This is a genomic window from Bradyrhizobium sp. CCBAU 25360 (genome assembly GCF_028128695.1).
In the GTDB taxonomy this organism is placed as follows: Bacteria; Pseudomonadota; Alphaproteobacteria; order Rhizobiales; family Xanthobacteraceae; genus Bradyrhizobium; species Bradyrhizobium ottawaense.
The window spans coordinates 189,408-206,070 of sequence record NZ_LBJA01000044.1; the positions used below are offsets into that span (position 1 = coordinate 189,408).

The window sequence follows — 16,663 nt, forward strand, 5'->3', positions numbered from 1 at the left end:
GAGGCGGAGATAGCGAAGCTTATGCTAGCTTGCCGACCGCTAGGTTACCCACCCGCTCGTCGATAGCGCGGGCGATATCTTGCTTGAACATCAGGTCCAGATCGACGGTAACAAACCGCTTGTGCTCTCCCACTCTTTCAATCCGGAAGCGAACTCCCGCGCAGCTTCTTGAGGTAGGTGACTCGATCATGGTGCTTGATCCCGACAAGCACCAGGACAAATGGAAGAACAAAGACGGCAAATGGCAGCGAACGGGTAGACCGCCTTTGTATCTTGCCGCGATAGAAGACTACAGCAGCAATGCCAAGTGTACCGAAAGCGTGGCGATGCCCACGAACGATCCGTATGATGATGACTATAACTTTATGTAGAGCGTACACGAACTACCAAGAGCGATTGGCCAGATCGACTTTGGTGAGGTCAGGCTCGCACCGAATAACCTAATCCGCGCGACCGAAAATCTCGGCTATTCTGGCACCTTCGTCCTGCACTACTTCGGCGCAACGTACTCCAAGGAGCTGCTCGCCGACTGCCACCTTGGGGCCGTGAGAAATATTGTCAAGCCACTCGTCTTCTAGAGCGAGACGTGTGATGGCGAGCCTGCCGGGTGTTGTGCTGACGTCACATCGTGCTCGATTGACCTGAATTCTCGATTGACGCGAAGTTCTCCTGAGGCGTTGCGCGCAAGGTCGCTGTGTGCCGTTGCGTACGCGAGGCGCCATCCGGCGATTGGTCCGGATTTTGCTCCACTGTTTGCCAAGACGAGGCGCGGCTCCCCGCCGTGTCGGACTTTCTACGATAGTGACAACTATGAAACGAAAGGCGATGCCATGAAGAACCGGCTTTCGGTCACCGGCAAGGCGGCAAGCACCGCCGCTGAAGGGTCGGAGTCGACGACGCGCACCGCCCCGGCGGTCGAGCGCAAAACGGAGAGTGGCACCGGCTTATACCTTCCTGACGAGGCCAGCGTCTTTGCCGACCCAGGCAAATCAGATCAACCAGCATGCTTCACACTTCAGAACGGCCTGCAGGTCGTCGTGATCCCGGATCATCGCACACCCGTCGTGACTCAGATGATTTGGTATAAGGTCGGTTCCGCGGACGAACCGCCTGGCAAATCGGGGCTTGCGCATTTCCTCGAACACCTGATGTTCAAGGGCACATCCAAACATCCGGCGGATGAGTTCCGCAAGGCTGTGATGCGCGCCGGCGGCTATCAGAACGCCTTTACCGGATTCGACTTCACCAGCTACTTCCAACACGTGCCTCGCGAGCACCTCGGTAAGATGATGGAATTTGAAGCCGACCGCATGAACGGTCTCATTCTCAAGGACGAGGATGTGCAGTCCGAGCGCGACGTCGTGCTGGAGGAATTCAATATGCGCGTCGCCAACCAACCAGGTAACCGGCTTGCTGAGCAGATGATGGCGGCGCTCTACCTTAACCATCCCTATGGCCACCCCGTTATTGGGTGGCGCCAGGAAATCGAAACGCTTACCCGAGAGGACGCGCTTAGCTTCTACAAGCGTTACTATGCACCCAACAACGCGATCTTGATTGTCGCTGGCGACGTAAACACCAAGGAAATTCTCTCGCTAGTGAAGGAGACGTTTGGCGGCATCCCCGCGCAACCGTCAATTCCCGTGCAACGCCTGCGGCCGCAGGAGCCGACGCCGGCCGCGCAGCGCAGAGTGACGTTGGCCGATTCCCGCGTCGAGCAGCCAGCCCTGCACCGCTATTATCTCGTACCGTCGGCTCGCACCGCCGCCGCTGGGGAAGGTCCGGCGCTTGAGGTGCTCGAGCAGTTGATGGGCGGCGGTGTCAACTCATATCTCTATCTCTCGCTTGTTGTCGAAAAGCAGCTCGCGGTCACTGCCAGAGCGAGCTACCAATCTGCCGCACTCGATCCCTCGCTATTCGCGATTTCCGCCATACCAAAACCTGGTGTCCACCTCAGCCTGATCGAGCAGTCCATCGACGAGGTCATCGCCGACATTGCCCGTAATCCCGTGAGCACCGAAGATCTGCAGAGCGCGAAGACGCGGCTGATTGCGCAAGTCACCTATGCCCAGGACAGTCAGGAAATGCTCGCGCACCGGTATGGCCGCGGCCTGACGACGGGACTATGCATTGAGGATATTGAACGCTGGCCGGAGGACATCCGCGCTGTCGGTGCACGGCAGGTGCACGAAGCAGTGCGGAACTGGCTCGACAAGAAACGAGCGGTGACCGGCTATCTCGTAAAAGAGTCTACTCCACGACACTGGGAGAAGCTCTAGTGATTTATCCTTGCACACGACGTGGGATCCTTCTCCGCGGAGCGTCGCTCTCCATCGCTATGCTCGCTTCGCCAAATTCAGTTGCCGCCGCGAGCTCACTTGGCCGAACCAGGATCAAGCGCCTAGTTTCGTCTTGCGGTATAGAGGCGTGGTTCGTGCAGGATTCTACCGTCCCATTGATCACGATGGAATATGCCTTCACCGGCGGCGCGACTCAGGACCCCGCTCAAAAACCTGGCGTCGGTCACATGGTGTCTGGCCTGCTCAAGGAAGGTTCCGGCGACTTTGACTTCAAGACCTTTCATCAGCGGCTAGACCGTCGTGCCATCGAGTTGGGTTTTCATGTGACCCCTGATCACTTTCGCGGTGCCTTGTGCACGCCCCAAGACAACGCGGACGAGGCCTTCGAGCTTTTACGGACGGCGCTAACCTCACCGCGTTTCGACTCGGCCGACGTCGAACGGACCCGTGCTACTGTGCTTGCGCGCCTTCGGCACGCCTCGACCGATCCTTCGTCTCTGGCCCATCGCAAGTTTCTCGAAGTCGCGTTTGGGGATCATCCTTATGCTCGCCCAGCCGAGGGCTCGCTGGAAAGCGTGCCGAAGATCGAGGTCGCGGATCTCAAGGGTTATGTCCGACGCGTGATCGCAAAAGACACGCTCAAAATCGCTATTGTCGGCGACGTCGATCCAGCGGTCGTCTGCAAGCTGCTCGACAAGACATTTGGCGGCCTGCCGAGCAACGCAGAAGCGGTGCCGGTTACCGAAGTGACCGCAGCAAAGCCGCCACAGCGGGTCTTCATTCCGGTCGATGTGCCGCAAACAGTTGTGACCTTTGGGGGGCCGGCCGTCCGTCGGAGCGAGCCGGATTTCATGGCCGCCTACATCGTCAACCACATTCTCGGGGACGCCGGCCTTACGTCTCGCCTGTTCCGCGAAGTCCGCGAGAAGCGCGGACTGGCCTATTTCGTCCGTGAGCACCTTGTCTGGTTGGACCATTCAGCCATTTTTCTCGGCAGCAGCGGCACCTGCGCAGATCGTGCCGGTCAGACGGTTGAGGAAATCGAGAAGCAGGTCCGCCACATCGCGGAGGAAGGACCTACTCAGCAGGAACTCGATGACGCAAAGTCTTACCTGAAGGGCGCGCAACAGGTGGCTCTCAACACATCATCAAAGCTTGCGCGAACGCTACTGAAGAATCAGATCGACAAGCTGCCCATCGACTATTTCGAAAAGCAGAATGCCCTGGTCGATGGGGTGACGCTGGAGGACGCCAAGAGAGCAGCGCAGCGGCTGTGGGGCGAGGGTCTGCTCACAATTATCGTCGGCCGCTCCTCGAACGACGCAGCGTAGTGCACCCCCATGCCAACGGGGACCACACCCCAGCCAGGCGCTCGCTCTTGCGTGCAGAGTGCATCTAGCACCCCCCTTTAGCTTGTGGAGATATTCCAGGCGAGGCAGCTACCATGCGGCCGCTCGAGGCCGGCTTTTGCGGAAACGCGTTTGAACCAGCGACAATCCGCGTTGGATCTTCGGGTTAGCCAAAGTAAGCGCTTTAAAGCCGGAGCGTGCACTGTCTGCCGCTTCAAGGAAGCGGCCAACGAGAGTGCCATGGCCATCGTTCATTCCACTAAGAACCTCCTTGACCGGTAGGACGTAGCTCGACGAATCTGTGTCCCGCGCGCTCCACCTTTCGCGTATCCCGACATTCATCAGCAGAGTGAGAGCTCGGTCGTTCAGGGTCATCTTTCAGAAATTAACCAGCCGGTTCGCTCTCTGCCGAAAAGACGACCATCTGATCCAGCAGACCTTTGTGGTCTGCCAAGCCATAGGCGCACCGCGTCGCATCGCCCTGATCTGCGCTTTGATCCGAGCTCCCAATCTGACGCCACGTTAGTTTCCGTCGCTTCATGAAAAGTAGATAACAACAGCAACGGCATCTATGGATAACCTATGTCGTTACAACGATCACAACAGGCGGACAGTTGATTCTTGCCCCGCGCATTCCAATTGCCCACAAACCTGACGTAGATCACCAATACAAGCGATTAGTCCCATTCTCCGGCTTGCATCATCGGACGATGTTACTCGCTCAATGTTGAAAACGTTTATCAGTTGCAGAGCTCCAGCATCGAAGGTTCATTGCCCCTTCTTTCTGCCATGATCGCACCCAAAAGCAGAGACGTGCCGATTGCGCACCTTGCGCGCGGCAATAACGAGTGTCTCAGGAGATGTTGATGGTTAAGCCAGTTGTAATTGTGGTCGGTGCGGACAAGGGAGGAGTCGGCAAGACGACCGTATCACGAACGCTACTGGACTACTTCAGCGTCAACAACGTGCAAACACGCGCATTCGACACAGAGTCGCCCCGCGGAACGCTGAAGCGCTTCTATCCCGAGATCACTGAGATCGTCGATATGACCACGACGGCGGACCAGATGAAGATCTTCGATACCTTGAACTCAGGGCTATCCGTCACCGTCATCGATGCTCGGGCAGGCCTACTGTCCTCTGCGTTGGCTTCCTTGCGCGACATCGGATTTCTGGACTCAGCACGGTCGGGCCAGATCACATTTGCCGTGTTCCACATCCTGGGATCATCCATCGCTTCGCTAGACGAGATCGCGGAAACCGCGACTTTCATGAGCGGCGCAAAGTACTACCTGGTCAAGAACTTCATCAACGACACTCAATTTTTCCAGTGGGATCAAGCGACTTATAATTCCTATTTTCACCGCATCAAACATGCGACTGAGTTGACCATACCGAAGCTCAACGAGATGGCCTATGAGCAGGTGGAAGTCGCATCCGTCCCATTCATAGACTTCGTGGCAAACAAGGGACGCAACGATGAACCCGCGAACAACTCCTTCGTCCTGCGCGGCTATGTCCGGCACTGGCTGGCAAATGTCTGGAGCGAATTTGATCGCATCAACTTGACGGAATTGGCGGGGGCCAAGTCCGCCACCCGGGCCGGCGAAAAGTAGCGGCATATCCGGCGAGCTCCGGTCGGGCCTACGTACGGAACGAAATTGATCTGCTGGCTATGTTAGCGACCCCCATCTACATCATCTGCTCTCCTAGCCCGCAGGTCGGTAAAACCCTCGTCGCTCGGGCGATGAGCGAGTTCTTGCTGCTGAAAAACGGCACAGCGCTATCGTTCGATGTCAACTTGAAAGAGCCTTCATTGCTCGACTATCTCCCCAACATTACGGAGACCGCTGATGTGATCGACACTTACGGCAAGATGCAGCTGATGGACCCTCTGATCATCCACGATCGGGTACCCAAGGTAATTGACCTCGGCTTTCACGTCTTCGACGAATTCTTCAAGATGTGCGAGGAAATTGGCTTCATGAAGGAGACAGCGCGCTGCTATGTCGCCCCTATCATCCTCTTCGTCGCGGGAGCAGACCGCATCTCCTTTCGCGCTTATGAAATGCTACGGCGGCGAATTCCGCCGGCGTCGCTGGTCACCGTCCACAATGAATTCGTGCTGCGTGGCGAATTACCGGAAGTGATGGATCACGAGCGGGTGATTCGGATTTCCGCACTTCCCCTGTTCCTTAAACGATATATAGACCGGCTTAGCTTTTCCTTCACTGGATATCTGCGCGACGAGAAGGATTGGTCCACCGAGCTGCATCAATGGATTCGACGCAATTACAGCATGTTTCGCGATCTGGATTCGAATGTGACGCTGCGAAGGTCTGACCGTCGACGGGGAACGGATATCGATAGCCTACGTTGCACAAGGGCTACTTAAGAGTTCGGCCTGATCACCATCTGTTCGTCCGGCCTATGAGTGGTTCGTTGACCGCTGACTTCAATGGCGTTCGTCGCGAACGCATTGCGCGCATACGACTTTTTCGCTTGGATCTCCATCCTTACAATCGTGCGCACGGACAGCGCGAAGGGCAATCGACAGCAGCTCATTCGCCATGGCTGATGCAGACAGCTCCATCCTCGAAGAAACCATGACCGCCTTGACTTTGTGAGCGATTAGCCGGATCGACGAGGTCTTCCTTCGGGAGCGCTCATAGCTTCAGGCCGAATTTGCCGAGCACCTGATGCATGACCGCGCCTTTGATCTCGCGGGCGATCTCGTCTCGTATTCGGGCGCCGAGGACCCGTTCGGCATCGGCATCGCCTGTCAGACCATGCTCGGCCAGCCGCTCATCCAAGCGGGTTTCAAACTGTACGCCCATCGCGTCGAGGAGCCGCTCCTGCATGTCAGCATAATCTTGGGGTGCGATGCGCCTCACCACGCTTTCCCATGGTTGCCAGCGCGCTGCCAAATAGTCCGGAAATTCCGCCGCTTCCTGCTCCCGCACTAATACCTCGGCCCTGGCCACATCGCCCTCGGTCACGTGAGAGACATTCATGAAGCGCATGTCAGGAGCCGTGTGCCGCAGCTCCAGGGCGTCCCGCAGCCGGGTCTGATAGGCAAGGTAGACCTCGATATCATCGACATCCGCGTCGGGATCGGCACGACGAAGTGAATTGACCCTCTCGCGCGCGATCCCATCAAGCGCTTCCAAGCGAAACATGACGCGGCCGTTCTGGAGCAATTCGCCCAGTCGCCCGTCATAGACGCCGTCCTCGACATCAGCGTTCAGGCGTGCAGTCTGCATGCCGTTCCAGACCAAAGTAATGCGATCTTCGCAGCTCGCGTTCGCTCCCGAAGCCAATTCGAAATACTGCTCACGCAAACGCGGCCTGACAGCTGCCTGCCGCAGGTCATCAGCAACCGCCTGACGGAACGCCTCATGATGGTAGTTCACGGTGCCCCGGAGCCGGTCGAGGAAGCGTGCATAGTCCGCGGCCCCCGCCTCATGGGCGAAGTGCTGCCAAGTGGACATTGCCGTCGGCTCGCCCTCAAGCCAGTCCGCGGCGACCTCTTGCAGGGACCGCGGCTGAAGTTGCACCGCTCCAGGGGTAATCGAGAAGAAAACCTGAGGGCCGGCATAGTGTCCGGCATGCATCGCTGCTGCCAGGCCGGCCTGCACCCAATCGGCGAGCGGATTATTCTCCAGATTAACGCTCGACTCACCGCCTAGCTGCGTCAGCAGAGTCTCGGGCACGTTGGTCAGCAGATTGTCGCTGGCACCGAACCATATCAGATGGTGCGGGACCGTCTCAGGCAGTCTGGTCAGCCGGTTGTAGCTGGCGCTGAGCCATTCGAGCGCGGCCGGGAGAGGCTCGGGCAGGCCCGCCAACTGATTGTGATCGACGTTCAGACTCTGCAGCCCAGCTGGAAGGCGGGGCAGGTGGGTCAGGCGGTTACCGCTCGCGTCCAACTCCTGAAGCGTTTCTGGAAGGCGTTCGGGCAGACTTGCCAGCTGATTGTTGTCGACATTCAGGCGGCGCACTCCGGCCAGAATGGGCGCAGATAAGGCGGTCAGGGAGAGGGACGATAGATCTAGCAGCTCATTGAGATCACCCGTACCGCGCCAAGCTCTCGTTCGACTTACTGCCAGTTGCCGATCCTCATGTTGCCCCTGCCCGTCTTCGGCAGCCCAGTCGGCCAGCAACTCGGGCCGGGCGGCCCCCTCGGCGCCGGACCCGTGCATGTCCCTCAACGCCTCGCCCCACTGCGATGCGGCGGCGGAGCCGGGTTCGGAGCTTTCTGAATCGGAAGTTGCGGAAGGAGCACCAGCCCCGAGCTGTTCTGCGTTCATCGATATCGTTTCTTGCGTGTCAAAATGGAGCGAACGCGCCGGGGCGGCGCATCTTACAACTGGTAATCCCCCACTATGGCTGACGCTCCACCGGCCAACCGAAATGAGGTGCAATCCCACAACCGGGCAGTTCCGCACGACTGGCGCGAATACGCCTGCGCAAGTATCGCCGAGCAACTGCAAGCAGTGCAGCGAACGAGGCGACGTGTCGCTCGCAGATCGGTTGATATCGGAATCTGCCCCGGTCTCGCCTGCGAGATCTGCGCCCTTTGAGCCGAGCCTGCAAGCGAGTAGCGACGTTCATGATACGAAAGTTAGCTGTCGGTAAGCTGACGGATCCCGGCGCGATGGAAAGGCGGGGCTTGGCTGGGTCAGACACATTTTAATGCCCGCTTCATTCCATCATCGACGCTGTCTCGCCGCTCCAACCGGCAAGTGTACTGATGATGCCGGCCGGGCGCTCCGTGCCATCCATCTTAAATGGCTTTCCCGGCCATCCCTGCAGGCAAGCAAACTGGAAACTAGTAGGTCGTCGTCGTGATCTCCGTTTGGAATGGGACGTCAACGTTTGCCATGTGAGCCTTGATCTTTTACGCATCAGCAACGGTACAACCTGGTGCAGCGTGCGATCCAAGCTATTCAATCGATCTTCAGAGGGGTGCGCAGCGGATGTCGACGGCATTGACTGTCTGTGGAATGCTCGACCCTGCGTCCATCGACATTTTGTCTTGTACTACCAACCGCAACCGCGTTCGCTTCTTTGATCAGCTGGCGCATGCCGTGGATCGCTGCCCTCCTCAAAGTTCGTTCTCATGACTTTCCCATGTTGTTGATAAGTTCCACCTCGCCCGTAGATTGTTTATCGGGTAGGCGATTGTGAATGCCTATAGCAGGCCGGATCTACTTAACTGCCCGTCGGCCAACCGATCTTGTGGAGCGCTGAAATCGTGCATGACACACGATTGGGACGCCGTGAAACCGCGAAATTCTGCCGCGATTTGCCGTCACACGCCCGATGTAGGGTGATATTGACTGGCAAGAGTTGCACATATCTTGCTCGCCACCTCCGGGGACGAACGGGCGGGCCTCGGCTGAACTATTCGGCAGAAATGCGGAGCCAAGCAACGGCCGCTCAGACGATCGTCATGCTTGATACTCCAGGAACGAATATCTGTGATGACTTCGATTGATGATACATTAAATGAGATCAGATGGTTGCGAAACGAAATCTGGCGTTGCCGTCGATCACTTGGCACTGAACTGCCTGGCGCGCAGCGGGAGGCCGTTGAGAAGCGTCTGCATGAACAGCTTTCTGCCTTTGAGAGACTTCTGTCGACGGCGTTCCCATTAGCCCTGACCTCTAAAGTGTATTCGGTCAAGAGCACCACGATCGGGCGAAGCGACTCCCCTGAAGCGCCCATCGAGAACGCCGCAATGGCATCAAGCGGATGCCTCGAGAAGTCGATCAGCGGCTAACAAAAGCGGTTTTGCTACCTCACTTTGTTTACCTTGAGCCCGGCAGTCCAGCCCAAGGTAGTCCCAAGCTGAGAAGCCAAGGGAAACCGCAATGAAACAAACCTCCAACGCAAATATTCGGGCGACTCTTTTGCCCGTTACTACCCCATAGCCCCTGCCCAAAAGCACCTAATCGCCGGCCACAAACAGTATAGATTGGTGCGGAGTACGGATTTCCAGCATATGTCCGGCAATTCCTCCTCCCTCAGCTGACACAGTTGTCGATCGGACCCGTTACCGCGAATCACGAAAGCCTCGAAGTCGCCGAATGGCTGCAGCGCTGATTGAAGCGCGACTGCTGCCAATTGGTCCGCGGATCAGTCCTCAGATAGTTGAGCCGCGCGTCGGCAGGCTGATGCTCCAGTCCGATCAACTTGCAACCACCGAGCTGGCCAAAGCCGGAGGCCCGGTCAGGCCGAACATCTCACTATTGTTCGAGTTCGCAATTGCCGTGCCTCACTCTCGATAAAGGCCTACTGGACGCTTGTTGAGAGATTGTCTCGACCGGTCGTTTCTGCCCGCGGCGGCGGTCGGCATAACGCGTCGGCATTCGCGGCGTAAATTTTTGAAATTTTCTGTTAGACAAAACATCGCCACGTCAGCTTCGTTACGGCCTGTAAAGCGGTCACAGAAGCGGATCACGTCTGGTTTGCACGACACTAACACTTCCTCGGCCCGGCGATCTCCCGCGCAAGCGTATCCTGTGCACCAGCTCGCTGCTATCGCGATCGTAGCAAGGACGGCTGCATAGCGATGCGCATTGCAAGTCCCGCCTATTCGTCGCGCTTGATTCACCAAACCTCTCTTAAACCGCATATACTTCACTGCTTTTTTCTTTGCCCCGCCAGGCTGATCTGTTTACCGGATTGCAGCGCCTCGGCAGCCACTGGCTTGCTGTTCCGGGCGCCGCAATGATACCGGCGCTCGGAAATCATCGTACCGCTAGGCGCAACACGCATTGCGAAGACCGGGATCACACGGAGATCGGCCGTTTAGCGCTTGTGTGCCGATGTTGGCTCCAATACGGCGTTCTGCTTCGCAATGCCTACATCCTGACGTTACGATCGATTCAAGCACTTTGAGCGAGCGGGCAGCGGATATCGTCTCATATCAGCGCTTTTTCCCAGCGAGCGGCTGCCGACCTCCCTTCGCGCAGATCGGAAGGTGCGTCGACCGGAGGCAGGGACTTGTGCATCACCGACGCGTGGCCGCACATTCGCCGAAGCACCATCTCCAACGCGAGAGGCATGGTTCACCCTCAGGTGCCATCTCATAGCTCCTGCATGTACGGTTGGCGACGTTGAACGTCCAAGGTCCTACAATACGATGCGGCGATTTAAGACGCGGGGTGGAGGCCGATGCAAAGCCTCCCTTGCCAAATAGCCGGCCAGATATTCCTTAAAACGGCACGCCGATTGCTGGGTAAGGATCAGCAAGTTGCCGCGAAGAAAGCGGTCGCGGCGGAGCCGGGATTCCAATGAGGTTTATTCGATTCATCCTGATCGACCTCGCCTTGATGCTACTCGCACCTGAGAGTGCAAAGGCCAACATTGTGGCGACCGACGCAAATTTCAAATCGGCTCGGAAAGCTGTGGGATCCGTGATGCCGAATTCTGGCCCAGAGCCAGTATCCGGCTCCGGCGTGCTCCGACAGCTTCACTGCCAAGCCTTTCAAGCCGCGCCATTCCAACATTCATTAGAAGGCCTCGGCCCGCCAAGCAGACTGACAACCTTGCGCTGCTGGAATGGCGCTTTACCTCTGATTGGCAAGCGCAGCGGGCAACGTCCGGTTGCCACACTCCTAGCGGCGCGGAGCTGCTAACAAGAGCTTGATACAAATCTGCAGTCCGCCCTCCCACCCAAGGCTCCTCACGTGAGCGGAAACGCCGTGCTGCCGCGCCATAAACGGCATCGTCGAAAGCATGGCCATCAGCTCCACTGCTGCCATTGGCCTCCTGATTTAGATGAGAAGATGCAGAACATGCGAAGCTTCATTAGAGAAGCCAAAAAGGGCTGTATCGAAGTTGCCTTCAACGGCTCTCTCGGAAGTATTCCGCTAGATACGCAATTCAGCGTACCAGCCAAAGGCATCACAGCGATTTCTGGTCCCCCCGGGTGCGGCAAAACTACGCTCGCGCGCTGCATCGCTGGGGTCCAGCGCCTGCCGAATGGATTCTGTGCAATTGACGGGGAGATCTGGCAGGATGAGACTATATTTCGACCGCCTCATCTGCGTCACGTCGCATATGTATTTCGCTTACCGATTCTCTCTTCTCATTTGTCTGTCCGACGCATACTCTTATACAACGCGTCCAAATCGGAACCGACACTGATCGATTTTGATGGTGTGGTCGAATTGCTCGCCTTGGCGCCACTGCTCGAGCGTTTGCCATCACTTCTTTCCGGAGCGGAGCGACTGCGACTCGCTCTTGGCCGTGCGCTGCTTGGCCAGCCTCGGCTAGTCTTGCTTGACGATCCACTCATTGTGCTCGACCGCTCCGCCAAACGCGAGATCCTGCCCTTTCTCGAGCGCATGCGGCAAACGCTTCCATTGCCGATGATTTACTTCGGCCATGACATCGCTGATATCGAGCATTTTGCCGATCATCTCGTCATGATGAAGGATGGCGCCGTGACTACGGCCGGTCCGCTCAGTGTCCTTCAGAGTGATTCGGCGCTTGCCAAGCGCGGCGAAGCGGCAGTCTGTCTTGATACTACGGTCGGCGGCTATGACGGGCGCTATGGGCTGATCATGCTTCGCCTCAAAGCTGTGCGCTTTCTGATACCTGGAGTGCCGCTTACACCGGGAGCGCAGCTGCGGTTACGCATCGCTGCCGACGACGTCAGCATCGCGCGCGAGCCACGGCGAGCAAGCTCTATCCTCAATGTTTTTCCAGCACGCATAAAAGCCTCTCTGCCGCACGGCGAGGCTGAGGTCACCTTGGTTCTGACCCTTGAAACCGGCCGATCTGGCGTGCCGCTTTTGGCGCGCATCACACGCCGCTCCTTTGATGCGCTACGGCTTAGCAATGGAGGGGAAGTACTCGCGGAGGTCGCGCGCGCCGTTCCGCTTGGGCTGCCGAGCGGTTGCTTGCAACACCTGCCACATCCGCATGAGCACCTTCGACAGCTATGCTCCGATGCGAGAAGAACACCAACAAGATCCCGGCCGTGATCGACAGTCTACCTAAGATAATCCGAATAATGTTCCGGGTAGCTCTTTGCCTTAAAAACGATCTCGATCGGCTACTGACCGATCTGGCTCAGGACGTCGCGCACCAAAACGTACGCATCGGCAGCTGGTGCAGCGACAGTCGAGGCGAGCAAATGGCACGCAGATGATACTCGCAATCGATGTTGCCAGGGGAGAAAAGATCTCAATTTCGCAACCACCCGGCAGTAGAGCAATGTTCTGTCTTGATAAAAGCAGGCTTGCCGAGGCCGCAGCCCTCGGCCCGACCAGCTGCTTCTCGTTCTTTTGGCGAATTTGCTGATGGGGAGGCGATCGGTCCTATTGCGAAGCGCTCGTGAACTGCCGACTGGCGAGCCTCACCGCGGACTTGGCACGCTGCTGCCTTGATCGTGCCACGCGGCCGGGCCTTCAACCCGAGCTGCGGTTTTTTGGTTACAACGATACCGGCCGACATTAACGTGACAGTGGGGCCGCCGAGCAGGTCGGCTCCGCGATCGTCCATCGAACTCTTCGCCATTTCAGAAGCCACCTTAGCTACGGCGTCCGCTGCTGGCCACCTTGATGTCTTGCAAATGTACCGATTGTGGACCTTCAATGGCGAGACGTCGCGCGCGCTAAATAACGCAACCCGACATTAAGTCCATAGTCGGCTTTGCAGTGCCTGCTGGTCAAATGACAAGACCGCTACGGTTCAGGTCTGCCATCTTCCCGCCAAGCGCCTGACCAGCGCCCGTGTGCCGTCGAGCTCAAAGGCAGCGCGACCGTCGCTATTGCTCTGCTGACGTATAGCGGTGTTTTGCAGATTGGCCCCAACGCCTTGTGCGATCTTTGGTGATTTAGATGACCGTCAGCTTAGTGCTGATCGAGCCACCAAGCGCGCGAGCATGCCCGGATCCAAGCCGCTGGGCTGGCCTTGTTGCACCCATTCCGGACCTAAGAACGGGTGGCATATAGTTTGCTCCATCAGTGAGGTCACGATCTACAAAAAGCAAGTTTGTGAGGACAGCATGCTCGGAATTGGAAGTCAGTTGCCGTCATTCGACATCACAGGCGTGAAGCCCGGTTTTCATGCGCAGGAAGAAGAAGGGCAGAGCGCATTTCAGACGCTGACCGAAATGAGCTTTCCGGAAAAATGGAAGATTATCTTCTTTTACCCCAAGGACTTTACATTCGTCTGCCCGACAGAGATCGCCGAATTTGCCAGCCTTTCCAAGGAATTCGCTGACCGGGATGCGGTTGTACTGGGTGGTTCGACCGACAACGAGTTCTGCAAGCTTGCTTGGCGGCGTTCGCATGTCGACCTGCACAATCTACCAATCTGGCAGTTTGCCGATACAAAGGGAACGCTCGTCGATGGTCTTGGGGTGCGTTCACCCGAAGGGGTCGCCTATCGTTGCACCTTCATTGTTGACCCCCAAAACACGATCCAGCACGTTTATGCGACCAATCTCAGTGTGGGGCGCAGTCCTAAGGACACGCTCCGCGTTCTGGACGCGCTGCAAACCGGCGAGCTCTGTCCCTGCAACCGCGAAATCGGCGGCAAAACCTTGAAAGTTGCTTGAGGCAGCATGTCGTGGATCGAACAAATAAGGATTCCCGATTTCGCGAAGGATGTCCGGCTTAACTTGATCTCAGTGGTGTCCGATGAGACGTTTTCGCTGCAACGAAAATACGGGCTGCTGCTGGCGAGTGCGGCTGCCACCCGCAATGCAGCGCTGGTGGCCGCGCTGGAATCCGCGGCGTCCGCCGTGATGACCTCTGTGGAGATCGCCGCAGCGAAGGCCGCCGCCACTGTGGAAGCAATGAACAACGTCTACTACCGCTTCGCTCACCTCGTTTCCGACCCGGAATACAAGACGATGCCGCCACGGCTACGTATGGACGTGATCGGCAATCACGGGGTGGACAAGACAGATTTCGAGCTGTGGTCGCTTGCTGTCTCCGTCATAAATGGTTGCGGCGTCTGCATTGATGCCCATGAGAAGACACTGAGGGCCGCGGGCGTCTCTTCCAAAGCGATACACACCGCCGTGCGCTTTGCTGCGATCACGCAGTCAGTGACGATCGCTATCGAGGCCGCTGGGCCCGCCCCCGCTCAGGCGAGAGGGTGATCTCTACTCTGCCATTCGATCAACGCAGTTGGGGCGCCACGCAGTGGCGCCACAACAAGGCCTTTGCGGCTCTCGAACGATCGTCACGGCGGGGCACGTCGGCAAGTCATGTTGCGCAGCGTCCCTATGAAGAGCGTCGTGGTCGAATTCCCGCCGTCCCGCAAATGACACGCGATGCGCCACGGATAGGATGACTTCGCATCGCCTAGCCTCGGTCGCCGATGGCCGTTCGTTCACAATCACCCAAACTTGAACAGCACACCATACCCGCCGCGCGGATGGCTCCATTGGATGTCGCCGGTCGGCTCAGCGATAACCCGACAGGTACCGCACTCGATGCAGCCGTCAACCGCTACCTCGACTTGGCCGCTGTCGGTGAGTTCGTAGCACCGCGCGGGGCAGACTTTCAAAAGTGCAAGTAGCTGCGGCGATGGCGTTGTGTGCGCACGGACCTTGACGTGAGGGTTTCCGACGTCGACAAGATAGCGGTTGTAATACAGCTTGTCTTCGACGCGCACCGCGGGTTCGGAACTCATGCTTTGGCCTTCCATTGTTGGACTTCACACTGTTGCGGTCAGCGCCAGGCCCGCGCAAGACGACAAGCATCGCCGAACAGACCTGACCATGACCGCGCCTTGACAAAGGATTTCAGGCTCGCTTTCTCCTTTTCAGCCTTGGGCGTACCATCGACGCGCACAAAGTTCTGCATCGCCTTGGAGATGAGCTGCGGATAGGTGAGAAAGAAGTTCTGGGAGTGAGTATGCATTAGGGGCGGCAAATCCTTGTACTTCCTCAGATCTTTGATGACGAACGAATCGTCCAGCATCTTCTTGTAAATTGACAGATTTGTTGCACTCATCGGTTCGCCGCGTGATTTGACCAGACCTATCGCTTCCGCGGCGATACGGCCGGAGGTCATCGCGAGATTGGATCCCTCACGATGAATGGCATTGTTGAGCTGGGCCGCATCGCCCACTACGACCCATCCTTCCCCAAAAAGCTGCGGGATTGACTTGTAACCGCCTTCGGGAATGAGATGCGCCGAATATTCCTTGACTTCGGACCCTGCTATCAGGGGCGCCACAGAGGGATGCCTCTTGAATTGATCGAGCAGTCCGTACGGCGTTTGGCCGGTGTGCTGGAAGTCGCCGACGAGACAACCGATGCCGAGCGAAATACACTCTTTATTGGCGTAGATGAAACCCATCCCGGTCATGCCACGAGAAATGGTGCCGGCCGCCTCGATCACAACGCCTTCATCGCCCCTGAGATTGAAGCGCGCCTCGATAGTCTCGCGAGGCAGGAAATGCATTTCCTTAACCGCGAGCGCAACGTTCTCGGCTGTCGGGCGCGCGCGTAGGCCTGCACGCGTGCCGAGCAGGCCATTGACCCCTTCGGCCAGGACCACGACGTCGGCATGTATTTCCCCGTCTCTGCGATCTGTACGGACACCGACGATCCTTTCACGATCGTCCCGTACAAGCTCGGTGACGGTGGTCTCGCACAGCACGATCGCACCAGCTTCACGCACCTTGGAAGAAAACCATTTGTCAAACTGAGCGCGTATGATCGTATAGCGGTTCGGCCGCTCCTCGTTGAAGTCCTCCGAACGGTAGTGCATGCCGACATGGGAGCGGTCGTCCATCATCCAGAACCGCTGTTCGATCAGGTGGCGTTCGAGCGGCGCCTCCTCTCGAAACTCGGGGATCAGCTTTTCCATCATGTCGGCATATAGGATGGCGCCCTGCACATTCTTCGATCCGGGATATTCGCCCCGCTCGAGCTGCAGCACCTTCATGCCGCGCTTGGCCATCGTCAATGCCGCCGCGTTCCCGGCCATACCGGCTCCGACTACGATCGCATCGAATTTCTCTTCAATCATGCT

At 57.6% G+C, this 16,663-nt stretch carries 14 protein-coding genes; 9 read left to right on the forward strand and 5 right to left on the reverse strand.

Annotated features, from left to right (window positions below):
- Positions 1-19 precede the first annotated feature (19 nt).
- On the reverse strand, positions 20-190 hold the full coding sequence (locus XH81_RS31265) for a hypothetical protein (RefSeq protein ID WP_271596627.1): 171 nt from the start codon (positions 188-190) through the stop codon (positions 20-22).
- On the opposite strand from XH81_RS31265, the gene XH81_RS31270 reads away from it, so the two are divergent.
- The 5 genes from XH81_RS31270 to XH81_RS31290 all read left to right on the forward strand — a co-directional run bounded on the left by XH81_RS31270 (position 189) and on the right by XH81_RS31290 (position 6,044).
- On the forward strand, positions 189-371 hold the full coding sequence (locus XH81_RS31270) for a hypothetical protein (protein ID WP_271596628.1): 183 nt from the start codon (positions 189-191) through the stop codon (positions 369-371). The genes XH81_RS31265 and XH81_RS31270 overlap by 2 nt on opposite strands.
- A 459-nt stretch (positions 372-830) precedes the next feature.
- A complete protein-coding gene (locus tag XH81_RS31275) occupies positions 831-2,279 on the forward strand; it encodes a M16 family metallopeptidase (RefSeq protein WP_271596629.1) in 1,449 nt (482 codons plus the stop codon).
- Complete coding sequence (locus XH81_RS31280; protein ID WP_442868214.1) at positions 2,279-3,631, forward strand: M16 family metallopeptidase; 1,353 nt, start codon at positions 2,279-2,281, stop codon at positions 3,629-3,631. The genes XH81_RS31275 and XH81_RS31280 overlap by 1 nt, the downstream gene beginning before the upstream one ends.
- A gap of 884 nt (positions 3,632-4,515) precedes the next feature.
- Positions 4,516-5,265: a hypothetical protein gene (locus XH81_RS31285; RefSeq protein ID WP_109145653.1), complete on the forward strand. Its 750-nt coding sequence runs from the start codon at positions 4,516-4,518 to the stop codon at positions 5,263-5,265.
- 59 nt (positions 5,266-5,324) lie between these two features.
- Positions 5,325-6,044: a hypothetical protein gene (locus XH81_RS31290; protein WP_271596631.1), complete on the forward strand. Its 720-nt coding sequence runs from the start codon at positions 5,325-5,327 to the stop codon at positions 6,042-6,044.
- A gap of 271 nt (positions 6,045-6,315) precedes the next feature.
- Here XH81_RS31290 and XH81_RS31295 read toward each other — a convergent pair whose 3' ends face one another.
- On the reverse strand, positions 6,316-7,959 hold the full coding sequence (locus XH81_RS31295) for an NEL-type E3 ubiquitin ligase domain-containing protein (RefSeq protein WP_271596632.1): 1,644 nt from the start codon (positions 7,957-7,959) through the stop codon (positions 6,316-6,318).
- 1,176 nt (positions 7,960-9,135) lie between these two features.
- On the opposite strand from XH81_RS31295, the gene XH81_RS31300 reads away from it, so the two are divergent.
- Complete coding sequence (locus tag XH81_RS31300; RefSeq protein WP_271596633.1) at positions 9,136-9,435, forward strand: hypothetical protein; 300 nt, start codon at positions 9,136-9,138, stop codon at positions 9,433-9,435.
- Positions 9,436-11,455: 2,020 nt separating this feature from the next.
- Positions 11,456-12,649 carry a molybdenum ABC transporter ATP-binding protein gene (gene modC, locus XH81_RS31305; protein ID WP_271596779.1) on the forward strand — a complete coding sequence of 398 codons (1,194 nt, stop codon included), beginning with the start codon at positions 11,456-11,458 and terminating at the stop codon, positions 12,647-12,649.
- A gap of 202 nt (positions 12,650-12,851) precedes the next feature.
- On the opposite strand, the gene XH81_RS31310 is transcribed toward modC, so the two are convergent.
- On the reverse strand, positions 12,852-13,184 hold the full coding sequence (locus XH81_RS31310; protein WP_271596634.1) for a hypothetical protein: 333 nt from the start codon (positions 13,182-13,184) through the stop codon (positions 12,852-12,854).
- A 490-nt stretch (positions 13,185-13,674) separates the two neighbouring features.
- Between XH81_RS31310 and XH81_RS31315 the strand changes: the two genes are divergently transcribed.
- Positions 13,675-14,229: a peroxiredoxin gene (locus tag XH81_RS31315; protein WP_271596635.1), complete on the forward strand. Its 555-nt coding sequence runs from the start codon at positions 13,675-13,677 to the stop codon at positions 14,227-14,229.
- A gap of 6 nt (positions 14,230-14,235) precedes the next feature.
- The gene (locus XH81_RS31320; RefSeq protein ID WP_271596636.1) at positions 14,236-14,778 is read left to right on the forward strand and encodes a carboxymuconolactone decarboxylase family protein; all 543 of its coding nucleotides are present in this window, start codon (positions 14,236-14,238) and stop codon (positions 14,776-14,778) included.
- Between the two features lie 239 nt (positions 14,779-15,017).
- On the opposite strand, the gene XH81_RS31325 is transcribed toward XH81_RS31320, so the two are convergent.
- Positions 15,018-15,314, reverse strand: coding sequence for a ferredoxin family protein (locus XH81_RS31325; RefSeq protein WP_172787725.1), 297 nt, complete (start codon positions 15,312-15,314; stop codon positions 15,018-15,020).
- Positions 15,315-15,352: 38 nt separating this feature from the next.
- On the reverse strand, positions 15,353-16,660 hold the full coding sequence (locus tag XH81_RS31330) for an FAD-dependent oxidoreductase (protein ID WP_271596637.1): 1,308 nt from the start codon (positions 16,658-16,660) through the stop codon (positions 15,353-15,355).
- Positions 16,661-16,663 lie beyond the last annotated feature (3 nt).